Annotated in this window: 20 protein-coding genes and 1 pseudogene; 6 read left to right on the top strand and 15 right to left on the bottom strand. The window is 68.8% G+C overall.

The window, feature by feature from the left end; translation table 11 throughout:
- Window positions 1-64: 64 nt before the first annotated feature.
- The 6 genes and pseudogenes from A5650_RS04580 to A5650_RS04555 all read right to left on the bottom strand — a co-directional run.
- Window positions 65-280 (bottom strand): annotated as a pseudogene (locus A5650_RS04580) (Mur ligase domain-containing protein); the annotation flags it as partial.
- A 66-nt stretch (window positions 281-346) separates the two neighbouring features.
- Entirely contained in the window at window positions 347-2,239 is a 1,893-nt protein-coding gene (locus A5650_RS04575) for a peptidoglycan D,D-transpeptidase FtsI family protein (RefSeq protein WP_067286685.1), read from the bottom strand.
- 41 nt (window positions 2,240-2,280) lie between these two features.
- Entirely contained in the window at window positions 2,281-3,282 is a 1,002-nt protein-coding gene (gene ftsL, locus A5650_RS04570) for a cell division protein FtsL (protein ID WP_067286682.1), read from the bottom strand.
- Window positions 3,279-4,436 carry a 16S rRNA (cytosine(1402)-N(4))-methyltransferase RsmH gene (rsmH, locus tag A5650_RS04565; protein WP_197501783.1) on the bottom strand — a complete coding sequence of 386 codons (1,158 nt, stop codon included), beginning with the start codon at window positions 4,434-4,436 and terminating at the stop codon, window positions 3,279-3,281. The genes ftsL and rsmH overlap by 4 nt, the downstream gene beginning before the upstream one ends.
- Window positions 4,411-4,842, bottom strand: coding sequence for a division/cell wall cluster transcriptional repressor MraZ (mraZ, locus tag A5650_RS04560; protein WP_064349961.1), 432 nt, complete (start codon window positions 4,840-4,842; stop codon window positions 4,411-4,413). The genes rsmH and mraZ overlap by 26 nt, the downstream gene beginning before the upstream one ends.
- Before the next feature lie 302 nt (window positions 4,843-5,144).
- Window positions 5,145-5,549, bottom strand: a complete 405-nt coding sequence (locus A5650_RS04555; protein ID WP_067089778.1) for an SCO2097 family morphological protein — start codon at window positions 5,547-5,549, stop codon at window positions 5,145-5,147.
- 230 nt (window positions 5,550-5,779) lie between these two features.
- Here A5650_RS04555 and A5650_RS04550 point away from each other — a divergent pair, with 230 nt between their 5' ends.
- From A5650_RS04550 to A5650_RS04535, 4 genes are all read left to right on the top strand, one after another.
- Window positions 5,780-6,379: a GNAT family N-acetyltransferase gene (locus A5650_RS04550; RefSeq protein WP_067286723.1), complete on the top strand. Its 600-nt coding sequence runs from the start codon at window positions 5,780-5,782 to the stop codon at window positions 6,377-6,379.
- 74 nt (window positions 6,380-6,453) lie between these two features.
- The gene (locus tag A5650_RS04545) at window positions 6,454-7,089 is read left to right on the top strand and encodes an LppM family (lipo)protein (RefSeq protein ID WP_067286720.1); all 636 of its coding nucleotides are present in this window, start codon (window positions 6,454-6,456) and stop codon (window positions 7,087-7,089) included.
- A 108-nt stretch (window positions 7,090-7,197) separates the two neighbouring features.
- A complete protein-coding gene (gene idsA2, locus A5650_RS04540; protein ID WP_067286675.1) occupies window positions 7,198-8,286 on the top strand; it encodes a bifunctional (2E,6E)-farnesyl/geranyl diphosphate synthase in 1,089 nt (362 codons plus the stop codon).
- Between the two features lie 2 nt (window positions 8,287-8,288).
- Complete coding sequence (locus tag A5650_RS04535) at window positions 8,289-9,893, top strand: alpha-(1->6)-mannopyranosyltransferase A (protein WP_067286674.1); 1,605 nt, start codon at window positions 8,289-8,291, stop codon at window positions 9,891-9,893.
- Here the strand turns inward: A5650_RS04535 and A5650_RS04530 are convergent.
- Window positions 9,814-10,218, bottom strand: coding sequence for an Rv2175c family DNA-binding protein (locus A5650_RS04530; protein WP_067286672.1), 405 nt, complete (start codon window positions 10,216-10,218; stop codon window positions 9,814-9,816). The genes A5650_RS04535 and A5650_RS04530 overlap by 80 nt on opposite strands.
- Before the next feature lie 41 nt (window positions 10,219-10,259).
- Here A5650_RS04530 and A5650_RS04525 point away from each other — a divergent pair, with 41 nt between their 5' ends.
- Window positions 10,260-11,435, top strand: coding sequence for a protein kinase domain-containing protein (locus A5650_RS04525; RefSeq protein ID WP_502687046.1), 1,176 nt, complete (start codon window positions 10,260-10,262; stop codon window positions 11,433-11,435).
- A gap of 176 nt (window positions 11,436-11,611) precedes the next feature.
- Here A5650_RS04525 and A5650_RS04520 read toward each other — a convergent pair whose 3' ends face one another.
- Genes A5650_RS04520 through A5650_RS04510 form a run of 3 tightly spaced genes read right to left on the bottom strand, consistent with a single transcriptional unit; the run spans window position 11,612 to window position 14,382 of the window.
- A complete protein-coding gene (locus tag A5650_RS04520; RefSeq protein WP_067286664.1) occupies window positions 11,612-12,997 on the bottom strand; it encodes a class II 3-deoxy-7-phosphoheptulonate synthase in 1,386 nt (461 codons plus the stop codon).
- Window positions 12,998-13,030: 33 nt separating this feature from the next.
- Complete coding sequence (locus A5650_RS04515; protein WP_067286661.1) at window positions 13,031-13,528, bottom strand: polyadenylate-specific 3'-exoribonuclease AS; 498 nt, start codon at window positions 13,526-13,528, stop codon at window positions 13,031-13,033.
- Window positions 13,528-14,382, bottom strand: coding sequence for a hypothetical protein (locus A5650_RS04510; protein WP_156744007.1), 855 nt, complete (start codon window positions 14,380-14,382; stop codon window positions 13,528-13,530). The genes A5650_RS04515 and A5650_RS04510 overlap by 1 nt, the downstream gene beginning before the upstream one ends.
- 129 nt (window positions 14,383-14,511) lie before the next feature.
- Here A5650_RS04510 and A5650_RS04505 point away from each other — a divergent pair, with 129 nt between their 5' ends.
- A complete protein-coding gene (locus A5650_RS04505) occupies window positions 14,512-15,789 on the top strand; it encodes a glycosyltransferase 87 family protein (protein WP_067286655.1) in 1,278 nt (425 codons plus the stop codon).
- A 10-nt stretch (window positions 15,790-15,799) separates the two neighbouring features.
- On the opposite strand, the gene A5650_RS04500 is transcribed toward A5650_RS04505, so the two are convergent.
- The 5 genes from A5650_RS04500 to A5650_RS04480 form a co-directional block, all read right to left on the bottom strand.
- Window positions 15,800-16,525 carry a lysophospholipid acyltransferase family protein gene (locus A5650_RS04500; protein WP_067286653.1) on the bottom strand — a complete coding sequence of 242 codons (726 nt, stop codon included), beginning with the start codon at window positions 16,523-16,525 and terminating at the stop codon, window positions 15,800-15,802.
- Between the two features lie 83 nt (window positions 16,526-16,608).
- A complete protein-coding gene (locus tag A5650_RS04495; protein WP_067286716.1) occupies window positions 16,609-16,992 on the bottom strand; it encodes a hypothetical protein in 384 nt (127 codons plus the stop codon).
- Window positions 16,989-18,248, bottom strand: a complete 1,260-nt coding sequence (locus A5650_RS04490; protein WP_067286651.1) for an ArsA family ATPase — start codon at window positions 18,246-18,248, stop codon at window positions 16,989-16,991. Before A5650_RS04490 ends, A5650_RS04495 begins: the two co-directional genes overlap by 4 nt.
- Window position 18,249: 1 nt before the next feature.
- Window positions 18,250-18,687: an SRPBCC family protein gene (locus tag A5650_RS04485; protein WP_067286650.1), complete on the bottom strand. Its 438-nt coding sequence runs from the start codon at window positions 18,685-18,687 to the stop codon at window positions 18,250-18,252.
- A 29-nt stretch (window positions 18,688-18,716) separates the two neighbouring features.
- Window positions 18,717-19,118, bottom strand: a complete 402-nt coding sequence (locus A5650_RS04480; RefSeq protein WP_067286648.1) for an SRPBCC family protein — start codon at window positions 19,116-19,118, stop codon at window positions 18,717-18,719.
- Between the last annotated feature and the right edge of the window lie 45 nt (window positions 19,119-19,163).

Raw genomic sequence — 19,163 nt, 5'->3', positions numbered from 1 at the left:
TCACCGACCCGGACGGGCTGGTGCTCGTCGGGACCGACGTCGAGGTCCCCGTGCTGATCCATCAGGCTCCGCGCTCGAGCGCCTCGGAGGCGAAGCGGGCGCCGTGCGCCGCGGCCCCCGGCAGCGCCGCGAACAGGTCCCCGGGTTCGACGTCACCGCTGCGCAGCGTGACGCCGGTGACGCGGACGTCCGGCACGGCGCCGCCCGCGGGCACCGCCTGGACCTGCCCGGCCAACGGCCCGAGCGCCGCGCCGGCGGGATGGCTGGGTCGCAGGTTCATGGCGTTGACACAGTACCGAGTCGCCCTCCTGGCCCCCGCCGCACATCGGGGGCGGTTGCGGCCGCCTTAATCGGCTACCAGCGTCAACCGCGAATCGGCATCCGGCGACAGCGGCACGTTCTCGCGCTGCAGCAACCAGGACGCGATGTTGTGGAACAGCGGCGCCGACGTGGTGCCCGGCTGTCCGTCGGCGGTGCGCTGCGGGTGGTCCATCATGATGCCGACCACGTAGCGCGGGTCGTCGGTGGTGGCGATGCCCGCGAAGGTGATCCAGTAGACGTCGTCGTAGTAGCACCCGCACGCCGGGTTGATCTGCTGTGCGGTGCCGGTCTTTCCGGAGATCTGGTAACCCTCGACGGCGGCCTGCGACCCGGTGCCCTGCTGGACGCCGGTGGGGTCACGTTGCACGGTCGCGCGCAGCATGTGCCGCACGGTCCGCGCGGTCTCCGGCTTCACCACCCGGATACCCTCGGGGCGCGGCTCGTCGGTGCGGGTGCCGTCGGGAGCGATGGTGCTCTTGACGATGCGCGGCGGAATGCGCACGCCGTCGTTGGCGATGGTCTGGTACATGCCCGCCATCTGCAGCAGGGTCATCGAAAGACCTTGCCCGATCGGCAGGTTGGAGAAGGTGCTGCCGGACCACTGGTCGATGGGCGGGACCAGACCCGCGCTCTCGCCGGGCAATCCGACGCCGGTGCGCTGCCCGAGACCGAACTTGCGCACCATGTCGAAGAAGCGCTCCGGTCCGAGCCGCTGCGCGAGCATCAGCGTGCCCACGTTGGAGGACTTACCGAAGATGCCGGTGGTGGTGTACGGCATCGTGCCGTGCTCCCACGCGTCGCCGACGGTGACGCCGCCCATGTGGATCGAACCCGGCACCTGCAGCACCTCGTCGGGGTTCGAGAGCCCGTACTCGATGACCGACGCGGCGGTGATGACCTTGTTGACCGAACCCGGTTCGTACGGCGACGACACCGCCGGGTTGCCCAGTTGGCGGTCCTCCTGGCGGCCGATGTCCTGGCTCGGGTCGAACGTGTTGTCGTTCGCCATCGCCAGCACCTCAGCGGTTTTCGCGTCCAGGACCACCGCGGAGACGTTCTTGGCACCGGACAGGTTCTTGGCCTGCTGCACCTGCTGCTGGACGTAGAACTGGATGTCGTCGTCGATGGTCAGCATGACCGTGGAACCGTCGACCGCATCGTGGCGGTTGCGGTAGCTGCCGGGAATGACCACACCGTCGGAGCCGCGGTCGTAGGTGATCGAGCCGTCCGTGCCCGCCAGCACGGCGTCCATCGAATCCTCAAGGCCTAAAAGCCCGTGGCCGTCCCAATCGATGCCGCCGACGACGTTGGCGGCCAGCGAGCCGCCCGGATACTGACGCAGGTCCTGACGCTCCGAACCGACCTCGGGGAACTTCTTGGTGATCGCCTCGGCGATCGCGGGATCAACGGCACGCGCGAGGTAGACGAAGGTCTCGTTGCTCTTGAGCTTCTTGAGCACCGTCGCCGAGTCCGGCTTGTTGTTCAGCCGCGAGGCCACCTCGGCGGCGATGTCGCGCAGCCTACGGTCGGGTTCGGGCGCCTCGGCGCTCTTGGCTCCGGCCGCTTCGAAGGCCTCCTCGAGTTGCTTGCGGACCTTGACCGGCTGGAAGGTCAGCGCCCGGGCCTCGATGGTGAAGGCGAGCTTGTCGCTGTTGCGGTCGACGATCGAGCCGCGCACGGCCTTGTCGACGTCGGTGACCTTGAGCTGGCTCGCCGCCTCGGCTCGCAGACCCTCGGCACGGGGCACCTGCAGATTGAACAGCTGACCGGCCGCGACGATCAGCACGAGGAAGATCGCCGCGTTCCCCACGCGATGGCGGAACACGAAGGACGCGCTACGCAGGCCGGTTTCGGTGATCGGCGCGCGGGTGCGCCGCGCCTTCGCCGAGCGCTCCTGCGAACCCGGCGTCGGCTTCATACCGGTGTCCGCGGTCCTGCGGGGCCGACGCTCGCCACGGCTCATGCGGCCGGACCCGCCGGAGGCACGACCGCGGGACTGAACTGTTCGACGTTCGGCACCGGGCCCGGCAGCGCCTGCGGGGTCGGGATGTGCGGTGCGCCGACCGGAACCTGGGGTTGTGCCATCGGGGCGGGGGCGGCGGCACCCGGCACCATCGGCGCGGGTAACGCTCCGGGTACCGGCACCTGTCCCGGAATCGCCTGCGGCGCACCCGGTGTGGGCACACCCGGTGTCGGCATCGTCCGCGTCGGCATCCGCACGGTGACCTCACGGGGATCGACGACCCGTGGCGCCGGCCGTGCGGGCGGCGGAGGAGGCGGCGGGGTCGCGTCGGGCAGCGGCGTGTTCAGCGGCGGCGGCGGTACGCCCTCGGCCGGTTTGGGTGTGCCGACGACGACCCAGTTGCCCGCCGGGTCCTGCACCAGGTGCGCGGTGTCGCGCGACGGGATCATGCCGAGATCGCGCGCGGCTTCGGCCAAGGCGGGGGCGGCCTGCGCCTCCAGCACATCGCGCTCGAGCGCTTCTTTCTGTTGCAGCAGAGCCTGATTCGTCTCGCGGGCGCTGCCCAGTTGGTAGGAGCGCTCGGCCGCGTCGGTGGACAGCCACAGCGTTGTACCCAGGCCGACCCCCAGCGACCCGATCACCAGCACCACGAACGGGACCCTGGCCACCAGCGTGCGCGGGTTGAGCTCCACCGAGGAGAGCTTGACGATGATGCGTTCGCGTAAAGGCGGCCGGACGACCTTCGGCGCCTTGGCCTTCCGCGCCTTGGCGCGCGCCTTGGCCTGGCTCGCGTTCTTGGGGCGGCCCGGCGCGCCGGTCGCACGCGGGATGGGGTTGGTCTGGGGCGCCGACCGCAGCGGCCGCTGCTCGCGCGTCGGCTTGCGCCGCGTCTGGGGGTCGGCCGAACGACGCGCGGCACTGCGGGCGGCTCGCCTGCGCTCGTCGTTGCCGCGCACCGCCGTTCCGCGCTTGGCCTGCTTGGCCTGCTTGGCGTTCATCGGGCTCCCCCCACCTTCTCCAACGCTCGTAGCCGCACCGGCGCGCTACGCGGGTTCCGTTCGATCTCCTCGGCAGCTGCACGCTCGGCACCGCGGGTCAGTGCGACGAACTCCGGCTCGTGGCCGGGCAGTTCCACCGGCAGGCCGGGTGGCGTCCGGGACGCCGTCGCGGAGACGAAGGCCGCCTTGACGATGCGATCCTCCAGCGATTGGTAGGCCATCACGACGATGCGGCCGCCGGGAGCAAGCACCTCGAGCGCCGTGGGCAGCGCGTCGCGCAGCGAGTCCAGCTCACCGTTGACGGCGATCCGCAGCGCCTGGAAGGTTCGCTTCGCCGGATGCCCGCCGGTGCGGCGCGCCGGCGCGGGAATGGCCTGGTACAGCAGCTCGACGAGCTCACCGGTGGTGCGAAACGGCTGGCGGGCGCGCCTCCGGACGAGCTGGGCGGCGATCCGGCTGGCGAATCGCTCCTCGCCGAACTCGCGCAGGACCCGGGTCAGCGACTTCTGGTCGTAGGTGTTGATGACGTCGGCGGCGGTCAGCTCCGCGTCGGGGTCCATGCGCATGTCCAGCGGCGCGTCGGCGGCGTAGGAGAAGCCGCGGCCGGTGCGGTCCAGCTGCATGGAGGAGACGCCCAGGTCGAACAGGATGCCGTCCGCCTGGCTCGCCCAGTAGCCGTCGTCGCCGACCACGCCGCCGATGCCGTCGTAGCGGGTACGCACGAGCATCACGCGATCGCCGAACCGCGACAGGCGCTCTCCGGCGATCCACAGCGCGTCGGGGTCGCGGTCCAAACCGATCAGTCGCAGACCGGGCAGTTCGGTCAGGAAGCGTTCGGCGTGCCCGCCCGCTCCGAGCGTCGCGTCGACGAGCACCGCGCCCTCACCGTCGGGGCTGCGCCGCGTCAGTGCGGGTGTGAGCAGCTCGACGCAGCGGTCCAACAGGACGGGGATGTGTCCGTGGTCGCCGCTGCGCCGTTCCATCGCCTTCCCTCCGTCCGACGCCCCTGCACCGAGGTCCCTGTCCGAGAGCGCGGACCTGGCGTCGGGGAAGTACGCCAGGGCCGGTTCGGGCAGAGGCCGCGATGCACGGGCTTGAGGCCTGTACCTGCGTCGACCTATCGCCGAATCAGATGATGTCGTGCAGAGCTTCATCGGTGGCCGCGGAGAAGTTCTCTTCGTGGGTCTGCTGGTACTCCTGCCATGCCGCGGAGTCCCAGATTTCCAGGTAGTCGACCGAGCCGATGACCACGCAGTCCTTGGACAGGTTCGCGTAGCGCCGGTGATCGGCCGACAACGTGATTCGGCCTTGTGCGTCGGGATGCTGTTCGTCGGTGGCGGCAGCCAGGTTCCGCAGGAAAGCGCGCGCTTCCGGATTGCTACGCGATGCCTGCGACGCCCGTCGCGCCAGCTTTTCGAACTCGGCGCGCGGATAGACAGCAAGGCTGTGATCTTGGCTCTTGGTGACCATCAACCCTCCTGCCAGCGCGTCGCGGAACTTAGCGGGCAGCGTGAGCCGCCCCTTGTCGTCGAGCTTCGGCGTGTAGGTGCCGAGAAACATCTCGTCACCTCCAACCGCCCTACCGGTCAACAGAGCCCCGGTCGCTCCGTTGTCCGCCACTTTACCCCACAATCCCCCACCATCCACCATTTGAGCGCCAAAATTCCCGGTGCGTCCCCACGTCACTCCCCTCAGCGGGTCTTTTGGGGCGACGGACGCGGTCGCGCGGGCAGCGGCTAGCAACCAAACCGCTGGCCAGCGGCCTATGGCGGGGCGGTGGGGACGAGTGGGGCGGCAAGCGACCCGAGACACGAAAAAGGGGCAGCCCGCGGCGGCGGGCTACCCCTGTGTCGGGTTACGGCCTATTCGTCGAAACGACGACGGAAACGATCCTCCATGCGGCTGGCAAATGAGCCACCCGAACCCTTGGCACGCTTCTGGCGGGGGCCACCCGGTTCGGCGACCGAATGGTCGCGACCACCCGGGATCCGCGGGCCGGTGATCGCGAAGACCACGCCGCCGAACATGACGATGAAGCCGAGAACAGAGAGCGCCGGGAAACCACTGATCTGGGTGGCCGGGAATGCGACGCCCGAAACCAGCATCGCCAGGCCGAGCACGAAAAGTGCGGCGCCCTGAAGTCGGCGCCGGGTCGAGGGCGCGCGCAAGGTTCCGCCGCGAACACTAGAAGCGAACTTCGGGTCCTCGGCATAGAGCGCGCTCTCGATCTGATCGAGCATGCGCTGCTCATGATCGGAGAGTGGCATTCGTCCCTCCCTCGGAACCCAGGGGCCGCCCGCGGCCTTACTCATCTGTCCAAACTCGTGTGTGCCCGCGTTCACGGGCGTCTAACAGTCATGATACGAGGTCGATCTGAGCCGTACCACCTAGTTCGACGCACGATTGTATGACGTGCGCCGCCGCCTGGGAGGCGCAGGCGCGTCCACTCGATAATGGTGGCAACGACACCGCCCGACCCCCGGAGAGGCAGACACAGTTGGCGACATTTCTGATCGATCTGTCGCCGAGCGATATGCAACGCCGGCTCGGTGACGCGCTCGCGGTCTACGTCGACGCGATGCGCTATCCGCGCGGCACCGAGGCCCAGCGGGCGTCGATGTGGCTCGAACACACCCGCAGACCCGGATGGAAGGCCGTCGCGGCGGTGAGCGTCGGTGATGGCGACGATGCGCACGTCGACGACAGGGCGCTGGCCACCGCCCCGATGGTCGGCATCGCCTACGGCTACTGCGGCGCCCCCGACCAGTGGTGGCAGCAGCAGGTGGTGGCGGGGCTGCAGCGGGTGGGCGCGGACCGCACACACATCGCGGCGCTGATGACGAGCTACTTCGAGCTCACCGAACTGCACATCCACCCCCGCGCCCAGGGCCGCGGGCTCGGCGAGGCGCTGGCCCGCCGGCTGCTGGCCGGCCGCGAGGAGTCACACGTGCTGTTGTCGACGCCGGAGATCAACGGCGAGGCCAACCGGGCGTGGCGGCTGTACCGCAGGCTGGGCTTCACCGACGTCATCCGCGGCTACCACTTCGCAGGCGATCCCCGCGCTTTCGCGATCCTGGGCCGGTCATTGCCGCTGTGAACGACGCGGTCTGGCACGATGACCACGTGCCGGCCCGCCACCGCAGCAGCAGAACCCGCCTGCTCGCACTCGTGATGCTGATGCTCGTCGTGCTCCCGACCGCCGTCGGCTGCGTCCGGGTGCGGGCGTCGTTCACCGTTTCCCCCGATGACCGCGTGTCGGGTCAGATCGTGGCCGCGGCAAAACCGCGCAACGCCGACGACAAGGGCCCGCAGCTGCTGAACAACTTGCCGTTCGCCAACAAGGTGGCGGTCTCGGAGTACAGCCGCGACGACTACGTCGGATCCCAGGCGGTGTTCTCCGACCTCACCTTCGCCGAACTGCCCCAGCTCGCGAACATGAACCGCGACGCCGCCGGCGTCGACCTCTCGCTGCGGCGCGCCGGCGACCTGGTGATCCTCGAGGGTCGCGCCGACCTCACCTCACTCAGCGACTCGGAGGCCGACGTCTCGGTGACGGTGTCGTTCCCCGGCGAGGTCACTTCGACCAACGGCGATCAGGTGTCCGAGGAGATCGTCGAATGGAAGCTGCGGCCCGGCGTGGTCAGCACCATGAGCGCCCAAGCCCGCTACACCGACCCGAGCGCGCGATCGTTCACCGGCGCCGCGATCTGGCTGGGCCTCGGCTCCTTCGTCGTGGCCGCCGTCATCGGCACGCTGGCTTACATGAACCGTGACCAGTCGCCGAAGGTGGGCGAGGCCCGGGACTGACGGTAGGGCGCCAGCCGTCCTGACTTGCTCGGACCGCACACGCAGGCTCTACTCTGAAACACGGTTCGGGGCAGGGTGGTCGCACAGAGAAAGGGGCGCCCGCTGAGCGTGCATGCCACGGCACCGTCGGCCGTCGAGCTGGCGGGCGCCGTCACCGATCAGCTGCGTAGTTATCTGCAGGAGCGCCGCAGCGAATGCGCCTACATGGGCGAGGACTACGCCGAAATGACCGCCGCGCTCGAGGAATTCGTGCTGCGCGGCGGCAAGCGGCTGCGGCCCGCGTTCGCTTACTGGGGCTGGCGGTCGGTCGCCGAGCGGCCCGAGAACCCACTGGACCCGGATGTGCTGCGGCTGTGTTCGTCGCTCGAACTGCTGCACGCGTGCGCGCTGGTGCACGACGACGTCATCGACGCCTCGGCGACGCGGCGCGGGCTGCCGACCGTGCACCGGTTGTTCACCGAGCGCCACCGCTCGAACGGCTGGCACGGCTCGGCCGAGCAGTTCGGCATCTCGTCGGCGATCCTGTTGGGTGACCTGGCGCTGGTGTGGGCCGACGACGTGGTTGCCACGGCCGACCTGTCCCCCGACGCCGCCGCGCGGGTCCGCCGCGTGTGGAGTGCGATTCGCACCGAGGTGCTGGGCGGCCAGTACCTCGACATCTTCGCCGAGGCCAGCGGGGCCGACTCAGTGGCGTCGGCCCTGACCGTCAACATCTACAAGACCGCCTCGTACACGATCACCCGGCCGTTGCAGATGGGCGCCGCGGCGGCCGCTGACCGGCCGGACGTGCAGGAGGCCTTCCACGAGTTCGGCACCGACCTCGGCGTCGCATTCCAGCTTCGCGACGACGTGCTGGGCGTCTTCGGCGATCCCGCGGTCACGGGCAAGCCGTCCGGCGACGACCTGCGGGCGGGCAAGCGCACCGTGCTGTTGGCGGAGGCGGTCGAGCTGGCGGAGAAAACCGACCCGGCGGCGGCCAAGCTGCTGCGCACCTCGATCGGGTCGACGCTGACCGACGTCCAGGTCAGGGAGCTGTGCCAGGTCATCGAGTCCGTGGGCGCGCTGGCCGCGGTGGAGGACCGCATCGCCGAGCTCACCAGGGGTGCGCTGGCCACCCTCGACGCCGCCGCCATCGACGATCAGGCCAAGGCGGGGCTGTCGGAGCTCACCCGATTGGCCGCGAATCGAACCGCGTAGCGATGACCACCTCACCGTCGACGCGACCGTCGAAAGGCGATTTCGCCCAGCATGTTTCGCGGTTGGCTTCGTTCGCCACCTCACCGCAGGCCCAGCCGGCCCGGCTGGGCTTCGTCGGCGCGGTCCTGATCACGGCGGGTGGACTGGGAGCGGGCAGCACGCGGCTGCATGACCCGCTGCTCGAATCGCTGCACCTGTCGTGGCTGCGGTTCGGGCACGGGCTGGTGGTCTCGTCGATCCTGCTGTGGGGCGGCGTGGCGCTGATGCTGGCGGCGTGGCTGTGGCTCGGCCGCCAGGTGGTCAACCGCACCGCGACCGAGTACACCATGGTGGCGACGACCGGATTCTGGCTGGCGCCTTTACTTCTCAGCGTTCCGCTCTTCAGCCGCGATACCTACTCGTACCTGGCGCAGGGGGCGCTGCTGCGCGACGGCCTCGACCCGTACGCCGTCGGCCCCGTCGACAATCCGAACTCGCTGCTCGACGACGTGAGCCCCATCTGGACCACCACCACCGCGCCGTACGGTCCCGCCTTCATCCTGATCGCGAAGTTCGTCACGCTGCTGGTCGGCAACGACGTCGTCGCGGGGACGATGTTGTTGCGGCTGTGCATGCTTCCAGGTCTGGCGCTGCTGATCTGGGCCGCGCCGCGCATCGCCCGCCACATCGGCGCCGACGGTGCGACCGCGCTATGGATCTGCGTGCTCAACCCGCTGGTGATCATCCATCTGATGGGCGGCGTGCACAACGAGATGTTGATGGTCGGCCTGATGATGGCGGGCATCGCGTTGACGTTCACCGGGCGCCATGTCTGGGGTGTGAGCTTGATCGCCACCGCCGTCGCGGTGAAAGCGACGGCGGGACTGGCGCTTCCGTTCATGGTCTGGGTGTGGGCGCGAGACCTGCGTGGCAGGCGCAACTTCTCACCGGTCAAGGCGTTCGCCACGGCGACGGTGGGCTCGGCACTGATCTTCAGCGTGGTCTTCGCGGTGCTGTCGCTCGCGGCCGGCGTGGGGCTGGGCTGGCTCACGGCGTTGGCCGGTTCGGTGAAGATCATCAACTGGCTGACGCTGCCCACCGCGGCGGCGAACCTGATCAACGTCGTCGGCGGCATGTTCCTGCCGGTGAACTTCTACGCGGTGCTCGACGTGGCCCGGATCATCGGCATCGCGCTGATCGCGCTGTCGCTTCCGTTCGTGTGGTGGCGGTTTCGGCACACCGACCGCGAGGCCCTGACCGGTATCGCGGTGGTCATGGTCATCGTGGTGTTGTTGGTGCCGGCCGCCCTGCCCTGGTACTACACCTGGCCGTTGGCGGTGGTGGCCGCCCTGGCGCAGAGCCGACGCTCGATCGCGTTGATCGCGGGCCTGTCGACGTGGATCGCCGTGATCTGGAAACCCGATGGCGCACATGGGATGTACTCGTGGTCGCACGTGATGTTGTCCATCGCGTGCGCCGTGGTGGCGTGGTATTCGCTGAAGAATGCGCCGGAGTCGCGAGCGGTCAATAGGCCACGGCCGCGAGCGGTCAATAGGCCAGAGCCTGGGCCCGGCGAACCACCTCACGGGCCTGATGCGAGTGAAGAGCATCAACCGGCCGGGCATTAGGCAGTTCTTCGGTCGTGCCGTCACGCCGGATCGACAACGACTCGTCGGGCGTGAAGAGCCAACGCACGATCTCGGTGTCGTGGTAGCCCCCGTCCCGCAAGACGACGAGTAGGCCGGGCAGGCTCTTGACGACGTGGCCGTTGTCGTCGAAGAAGACCTTCGGAATCACCACCACGCCGTTACGGCGCACGCCGATCAGCTGGCCGTCCCGCAGTTGTTGGTGCACTTTGGTCACCGCGATGCCGAGCATCTCGGCGACGGTGGGTAGGTCGTAGACGTCTTCGGCGGGATCGAGGACGTCGTCGGCGGCCGGAATGCTGCTCACCGCACCGAGTCTAAATCCGATGGCTCCGTAACATGTCTCCGATGGAGGCCTATCCGCGCACGGACCCGCTGCTGGGAACCGTGCTCGACGGCCGGTACCGCGTCGACGTCATGATCGCGACCGGCGGCATGTCGGCGGTGTACCGCGGATTGGATCTGCGCCTCGATCGGCCCGTCGCGCTGAAGGTGATGGACACCCGGTACGCGGGCGACGCACAGTTTCTCACCCGCTTCCAGCGTGAGGCCCGCGCCGTGGCGCGGTTGGCCGACCCCGGCCTTGTCGCCGTGCACGACCAGGGCGGTGGCCGGGTGGGCGGTCCTCCCCCGTTCTTGGTGATGGAGCTCGTGGAGGGCGGAACGCTGCGAGAGCTGCTGCGCGAGCGCGGGCCGATGCCCCCGCACGCCGCCGCGGCGGTGCTCGGCCCGGTCCTCGGCGGGTTGGCCGCAGCGCACCGCGCCGGCCTGGTGCACCGCGACGTCAAACCCGAGAACGTGCTGATCTCCGACGACGGCGACGTCAAGATCGCCGACTTCGGGCTGGTGCGGGCCGTCGCCGAAGCGAAGATCACCTCGACCAGCGTCATCCTGGGCACCGCGGCGTATCTCTCGCCCGAACAGGTCAGCACCGGCGACGCGGATCCCCGCAGCGACGTCTACTCGGCGGGCATCCTGACCTACGAACTGCTGACCGGCCACACCCCGTTCGCCGGTGACTCGGCCCTCGCGGTGGCCTATCAGCGGATGGACAACGACGTACCAGCGCCGAGTTCGGTGATCGCCGGTGTCCCAGTGCAATTCGACGATCTGGTACTGCGCGCGACCGCACGCGATCCGGCCCGGAGATACGCCGACGCCCGCGAGATGCGCGACGATCTGGACGCGATCGTCGACGAACTCGGGCTGCCGCCGTTCCGGGTGCCCGCCCCGCGCCACTCCGCGCAGCACACCGCGGCCACCATGCGTCCCGCACCGGCGCCGGCGACGGCTCCGCCCGCGCCACGACAGGCGACCCGCACGCTACCGCGCGACGACCGCCCTGAGTCCGAATACGAGCCTGTCTCGGGACGGTTCGCCGGAATCGACATCGAGGAGTTCTACTGGGCCAGGCAGCGTGCCCGGCGCGCCCTGCTGTTCTGGGTCACCGCCGTCATCACGTTGACCGCGCTGATCGCCGCCGGCGCATGGACGGCAGGCACCAACCTGATGAACCTGATCTAGTCGTACCGTCGGACTCCTCAACGCGGCTCGCCCCTCGCCGCTTGATCGTCGTCCGACTAGTCGTACTGTCGGACTCCTCAACGCGGCTCGTCCCTCGCCGCTTGATCGTCGTCCGACTAGTTGTACCGTCGGACTCCTCAACGCGGCTCGTCCCTCGCCGCTTGATCGTCGTCCGACTAGTCGCGCAGCATCTCGGCGACGAGGAACGCAAGCTCCAGGCTCTGCTGCGTGTTCAGCCGCGGGTCGCAGGCCGTCTCGTAGCGCCCGGCCAGGTCGGCATCCGAAATGTCCTGTGCCCCACCGAGACATTCGGTGACGTTCTCGCCGGTGATCTCGACGTGGATGCCGCCGGGATGGGTGCCCAGCGCCCTGTGCACCTCGAAGTAGCCCTGCACCTCGTCGACGATCCGGTCGAAGTGGCGGGTCTTGTAGCCGGTCGACGACTCGTGGGTGTTGCCGTGCATCGGGTCACACTGCCAGACCACCTGATGGCCGGTGGCCTGAACCTTCTCGATGATCGGCGGCAGCAGATCGCGCACCTTGTTGTTGCCCATGCGGGTGACAAGCGTCAGCCGGCCCGGCTCGTAGTTCGGGTCCAGGCGTTCCACGTACTCGACGGCCAGCTCCGGTGTCATCGTCGGGCCGAGCTTGACGCCGATCGGGTTCGCGATGACCTCCGCGAACGCGATGTGCGCGCCGTCGAGCTGACGTGTGCGCTCACCGATCCACACGTAGTGCGCGGACAGGTCGTAGAGCTTGGAGCCCTGCTCAGTTTCGGAGAGCCGCAGCATCGCCCGCTCGTAGTCGAGCACCAGCGCCTCGTGGCTGGCGTAGATCTCGGCCGTCTCCAGGTTGCGGTTGTCGACGCCGCATGCGCTCATGAACGTCAGCGCACGGTCGATCTCACCGGCGAGCGCCTCGTAGCGCGCCCCCGCCGGCGACGTCCGGACGAACTCGCGGTTCCAGTCGTGCACCAGGTGCAGCGACGCCAGCCCGGAGCCGGTCAGGGCCCGCACCAGGTTCATCGCGGCGCTCGCGTTGGCGTACGCACGCACCAGCCGCGACGGATCGTGTTCACGGACCGCGGCGTCGGGCGCGAAACCGTTGATCATGTCGCCGCGGTAGGACCGCAGCCCCAACGCATCGATGTCGGCCGAGCGCGGTTTGGCGTACTGCCCCGCGATGCGGGCCACCTTGACCACCGGCACGCTCGCGCCGTAGGTCAGCACCACGGCCATCTGCAGCAGCGCGCGCAGGTTGGCCCGGATGTGCGGTTCGGTGTTGTTGACGAAGGTCTCGGCGCAGTCCCCGCCCTGCAGCAGAAACGCCTTGCCGCAGGCCACGTCGGCCAGCAGCCCCTTGAGCCGCTCGACCTCGGCGGGCACGGTCACCGGCGGAACGCTTTCCAGCACGGTGCGCATGTTCTTCGCCGCCTCGACGTCCCAGGTCGGCTGCTGCACCGCGGGCTTGGCCAGTGCCGCGTCGAGCCGCTGCCGCAGCTCATCGGGCAGCGGCGGCAACGAGGGCAGCTGTTCGATGGGTACGTCGACGGTCCAGTTCACCCGTTCATGGTAACGGGCCGCGACACGTGCATTTCACCGCTGGCCCGGCGCTTCCCCCGTGGTCATCAGCTGGAACCGCCGCAGATTGTGGCGAGCGTCGACCAGCGCGTCGTGGGCGTCGCGGGGGCGCGGCGGCATCCGCGGCGAACCGCGCTCCTCCCAGAACTGGCGCAGCTCGCGGGTGAAGCGCGGGATCGCCGGCGGCAGATCGGTCATCGGACCCCACAGCTGGCACAGCACGACGTGGTCGTAGGCGCCCACCCAGGCCCACAGCTCGATCGGCTCGTCGCCGTCGATGCCGAAGAAGTCCTCCAGCTCCGAGCGGATCTGGCGGCGCGAGCGCCACAGCTGCGACGCCGGCGGAGGAAGCTTCGGCAGCACATGCTTGCGCACCCAGCTGCCGGCCCGCTCGGGATTGAATTCGGTTGACACCGCGTAATATTCGCGACCATCCTCGGCGGCGATGCCGATCGAGATCAGTTCGATGGTGCGCCCGTTGTCGATGAACTCGGTGTCGTAGAAGTAGCGCACTACGCGGGTTCCTTTTCGGGTTCCACCGCGACCGCCCGGTCCTTCGGAGCGGGCGCGGCGTGGATCTCGCGGTCGAGTTGTTCGTCCACCTTGGCATCGTCGGGAAACTTCGGCATCCCCGCGATGGCGTCCTGCAGCCAGAGCTTGGCCTGCACCACCGGCCGGCGCAGCCAGCGTTCGCGTTCCAGCGCCCGATGCATCTTGCGGGGGCGGTTGGTGTAACGCCAGCGTGCCCACGGCGCATGCGGCCGCGACAACCGGATCGCGCCGACGAACAGCAGCGGGGTCAAGAACATCCCCACCAGGCCCGTCCACACCTTTCCCTTGAGCAGCACGATGACGGCCAGCATCAGGGTCAGCACGGCCGCCACGATCACCCCCGCCCGTGCGATCACCGAGTGGTCGTTGCGCCAGATGTCGATGTCGAAGAACGACAGCGGGTTGAAACCCAAGATCAGCAGGCCGGCGACCGCGACCGCCGCGAAGACCGCATCGACCGAGGTCCTGCCGTCCTCGGCCCAGTAGACGTCCTGGAGATGCAGGATCAGCGCGAACTCGTCGAGCACCAGGGCCGCGCCGACTCCGAAAAAGATTGCCGCCACCGTGAATTCGGGTACTCCCCCGTCAACGCCCAACGTCACCATCGTCACACCGGAGATCATGACCAGGACAACGCCGATCACCACGTGGTGGATGTGCAGCCCAGCGCCCTGTGCCTTCGAAACAGAGATGTTGCGCGGCTGCCACCACTTGCGGGGTGCGTCGGTGTTGGCGTGGCTGCGGATGTACCGCACGATCGTGCGGGTCACGAAGAACGTCAGGATGAACGCGATCAGGCAGAACACGAGCGGCATCCGCGCGTGCGGGACGCCGAACACGAGGTGTAAGTCCGCGAGCACGCAGAAAACTTACGCCGACCTGCGCGTGTCGTGCCCGGGATACCGGCCGACGCGCCGTGGTGCCCGGATAGTCTGGTCGGTGACATGAGTACGTGGCGGTCGCCCGGCGGGGCTGGTTGGGGGCCAACGCTCGCCTGGCGGCTGTTTCAACTGCTGACCTTGGCCGCGTTGGTCTGGGCGGGCTGGCGTTTGCTCGGCCGGATGCCCTACCGCATCGACGTCGACGTCTACCGGATGGGTGGCCAGGCCTGGCTGGACGGCAGGCCGCTCTACGCCGACGGCGCGATGTTCCACACCAGGGGCGGCCTCGACCTGCCGTTCACCTACCCGCCGCTGGCCGCCGTAGCGTTCGCGCCCTTCGCGCTACTGTCGCTGGAAGCGGCCAGTGTCGCGATCACGGTGACCACCCTGGTGCTGCTCGTCGTCGCGGTGACGATCGTGCTGCACCGGTGTGACGTCTGGCCCCAGACCTCGGTGACCACCGAACCGGCGTGGGTGCGGCGGGCGTGGCTGGCCGCGGCCGTCGTCGCCCCGGCGGTGGTCTATCTGGAACCGATCAGGTCCAACTTCGACTTCGGGCAGATCAACGTCGTGCTGATGACGCTGGTGATCGCGGATTGCGTGCCGCGCCGTACACCATGGCCGCGGGGCATGCTGCTCGGCCTGGCGATCGCTCTCAAGCTCACCCCCGCGGTGTTCCTGCTGTACTTCATGCTGCGCCGCGACGTGCGCGCAGTGGTGGTCACGGTCGTGTCGGCCGTCGTCGCCACGCTGATCGGGCTCACGTTCGCCTGGCGCGACTCCCTCGAGTACTGGACCGAGACCGTGCGCAACACCGATCGCATCGGCACGGCGACGCTGAACACGAACCAGAACATCGCCGGGGCGCTGGCCCGGCTGGGACTCGGCGAGGGCCCGCGGTTCGTGTTGTGGGTCGCGGCGTGCTTCGCCGTGCTGGCCGTCACCGTCTGGGCGGTGCGGCGCGTGCTGAAGGCCGATCAGCCGGTGCTCGCGCTGATCTGCGTGGCGATGTTCGGATTGGTGGTCTCGCCGGTGTCCTGGTCGCACCACTGGGTGTGGGCGCTGCCGACGCTTCTCGTCACAGCGCTGGTGGCCTATCGGATGCGGCATGCGGCGCTGGCCGTGGTGACGGCCGCGGGCTTCGCCTTGATGGTGTGGACGCCGATCACGCTGATGCCCGAGCACCAGGAGACCGCCGCGTCGCTGTGGCGCCAGCTGGCCGGGGGCTCCTACGTATGGTGGGCGATCGCGGTGATCGTCGCGGCTGGATCGCTGACGGTGGCTCCCGCGGAGCGCAGCAGGCCGGTCGTGGGCGCCGCGCCTGTGCCAGCGGTCAACTAGGCGGCCGGGCTCAGCCGGCGGCTACCTCGGGCATTCGGGCCGACGGCTTTGTCGTGTCGTCGGCTTTACCCTCCTTGATGTCGGCGGCGTAGAGGTCGACGTACTCCTGACCGGACAGCCGCATCAGCTCGTACATCACCTCGTCGATGACCGCGCGCTCGATAAAGCGGTTGCCCGCCAGGCCCTCGAACCGGCTGAAGTCCATCGGGGTACCGAACTTCACCTGAACCCGGCCGAAACGCCACATCTTGCTGCCGGGCGGGTTGACGACGTCGGTTCCGATCATCGCGACCGGAATGACGGGCACACCCGTCTCCAGCGCCAGCCGCGCGAGACCGGTCTTGCCCTTGTAGAGCCGGCCGTCCGGCGAGCGGGTGCCCTCGGGGTACATGCCGAGGAGCTTGCCCTCGCCGAGGATGCGGGCCGCGGTGTTCAGCGCGCTCTGCGCGCTGTCGGCGTCCGTGCGGTCGATAGGCACCTGACCGGCGACGGTGTAGAACCAGCGGGTGAACCAACCCTTCAGGCCGGTGCCGGTGAAGTACTCGGCCTTGGCCAGGAACGTTATCCTGCGGCTGACCACCAAAGGCAAATAAAAGCTGTCCGCGACCGCGAGGTGGTTACTGGCCAGAATCGCCGCGCCGGACGGCGGAACATGCTCCAGCCCTTCGACTTTCGGCCGTCCCAGCAACGACAGCACGGGTCCCATGAAGATGTACTTGAACAGCCAATACCACATGGGCCCTCCCGGTGATCGAACACCGGCCGGTGTTCTGCGACAACTTTACCCACGCACTGTGGATGCGACCACAGCGCGCAAGACTACTCCTCGACGGTGACCGGGATGTGCTGATAACGCCCCGGCCCTTGCGGCTCGGAGCCGTTCTGGCCAGGATCGCTCGGCGGTGGAGGCGGCCCGTCCGGCGGACCTTGTGGCCCCGCCGCGGCGTCGGCCTGTTCGAGGATCGCGCGGACCACCGCGAGCAGCGCGACGCTGTGCTCGGCGATGACGGTCAGCAGCGGGTGCGCTTCGCCGGCGGCAAGCGCGGCGAGTGCACACACCGGGCACCACACCTGCTGGCACTTGCCCGCGGTGCCGGTCGTCGCGCGGGCGGCGGCCAGCCGCACGGCGGGGTCGAGCTTGTCGAGGATGGCCTGCGCGAGCGCCCGCAACTCCGGGCCGAGGTCGGCGTGCGGCGTCGTCACTTCGGCCACACCTCCGGATTCGGTCGGAACCGCACGGTCAACTCACACCCTCGCAGCTGCGCGTCCAGTACGACGCATCTTCGCAATACGGACGCCAATCGGACCCGGCGCCGCAATCCGCCCGCGCCGATGATCAGGTCGTCGTCGACCCGGCCCAGCGTCAGCGCCGAGGAGTCGACCTGCGGCAACTCTAGCCGCAACCGGTACACCGATTCGAGGCCGGAGCCCGACTCGCGGTCGACGATCGGGCGCAGCGGTCCCGGCGGGGGCGACCCGTCGCGTCGGCGCGCACAGTCGAGCAGCTCACCGAGCGCCTTGGCGCCGATCGGTTCGCCGGCCAGGTGCGGGACCAGCACGAGTTGGACGTCGCCGATGGTCGCGTCGAGCTGGTCGAGGACGGCACGCTGTTCGGAGATCCGCTCGGTGTACCAGTCGAAGGCGGGATGCTCGGGCAGGTTGCGGTATTCGTACGAATCGTCTTGTACGAGTATCTGATTGACGATCAGCTCGGCGACCTGAACACCCATCAGCGCCAGCGAACCCAGGGTGCGGGCCGCTTCGGCGGCGACTACGCGCTCGGCCGTCATAACCAGGTGGGCGCTGACCTTCGAACCGTCGGTCAGCATCGCGGAGAGCACTTCGGTGCCCGCGCTGACGCGTTCGAACAGCGCGACGACGGCCGCGGTGTGCGGGTCGTCGGCGCCGGTGGACAGCCGCCGATGCCGCGGCCACGCCCGTTCCAGGTAGAGACCGAACGTCGCGGGCAGGGTGAGCATGCGCAGCGCATCGGCGGTCGACGCGCAGTCCACCACGATGCGGTCCCACCGCCCCGAGGCCGCCAGTTCGCCCACCTCGTGCAGGCCCAACACCTCCTGGACACCAGGCAACGCCGAAAGTTCTTCGGGTGCAACGTTTCCCAATTCGGACTCGGGGAACCGGTCCGACAGCAGCCCGGCGATCTCGCGCCAACGCGCCTCCAGCAGGGCCAGCGTGTCCAGCGCGAGCGCGTCCAGGGAGCCGCCCCCGGCGTCGGCGTCGTCGGTGAACACCCGGGTGGGCAGGCGTGAACCGGTCGGCGTCACGGTGGCGCCGAGCACGTCTCCGATGGAGTGCGCCTGATCGGTCGAGACGATCAATACGCGCAGCCCCGCGCGTGCATCACGCACGGCGGTCGCCGTCGCCAACGTCGACTTGCCGACTCCGCCTTTACCGACGAACAGGCCGATCTTGGCGACGGGCGGGTCGGTGGCGTTCAGCTCACTCAGCCTCGACTCGTTTCTTGAGGTCCTTCAGCGCGGTGTCGGTGAGGCGACGTTCGGCCTTCCGCTTCAGCAGTCCGATCATCGGGATGATCAGATCGACAGACAGCTCATAGGTGACGTCGGTCCCTGATCCCTTGGGCGACAGTCGATATGCGCCTTCCAACGACTTCAGCAGCGAGCTCGACACCAGCGACCACGTCACCGACTTACGGTCCGGCGGCCAGACGTAGGACAACACCATGGTGTCCTTGAGCACGGCGGCATCCAGCACCAGCCGGGCGGTCTTCGGATAGCCCTCGGCGTCGGCCTCGAGCACCTCGGTCTCCTTGTACTCGGCCACCCAGTCCGGATAGGAACCGATGTCCGCGATGACGTCCATGACCGTCGAGGGATCGGCATCGATGTAGATGGTTTGCGCCGTTTTGTCCGCCACGTTGAAAATCTACCCTCCCCTGTTGAAACTCACGGCGCGTCCGAGGCCAACGGCGACACACCCACTGGACGCGTGGCCTCCAGCCGCTGCTTGACCTCGAATGCCATGTTCTTACCCGCGACCCGTCGCCGGTGGTTCATCTTCGCCAGATTCATCTTGGCCAGCTGCCAGGCCGCCACCCCCGCGGGCTCGGCGTGCAGGAAGTAGTGCAGGACGACGCCGTCGAGCACCGGCTCCAGCCACACCTCCATCGTGCCGACGAGCGCCCCGGTGACCGTCCAGCGGTGGCCCTTGTCGCCCCGGTCCTCCACGACCGTCAACCGCAGGTCGGGCCACCACCGACGCCAGCTCGCGGGATCGGCGATGTAGCGGCCGACCTCGGCGGGGTCAGCCGCGACGAACGTGTCGTCCGCGATCTGAATGCTGTTCATGGCATACCAGCTTCACATACGAACCTGGCCCTGATCCCGGCCGAC

Origin of the sequence: Mycobacterium sp. 1164985.4 (genome assembly GCF_001668575.1) — a bacterium.
Lineage (GTDB): Bacteria > Actinomycetota > Actinomycetes > Mycobacteriales > Mycobacteriaceae > Mycobacterium.
The sequence above is the reverse complement of the archived record's forward strand: the minus strand, read 5'-3'. Positions and strand labels throughout refer to the sequence as shown.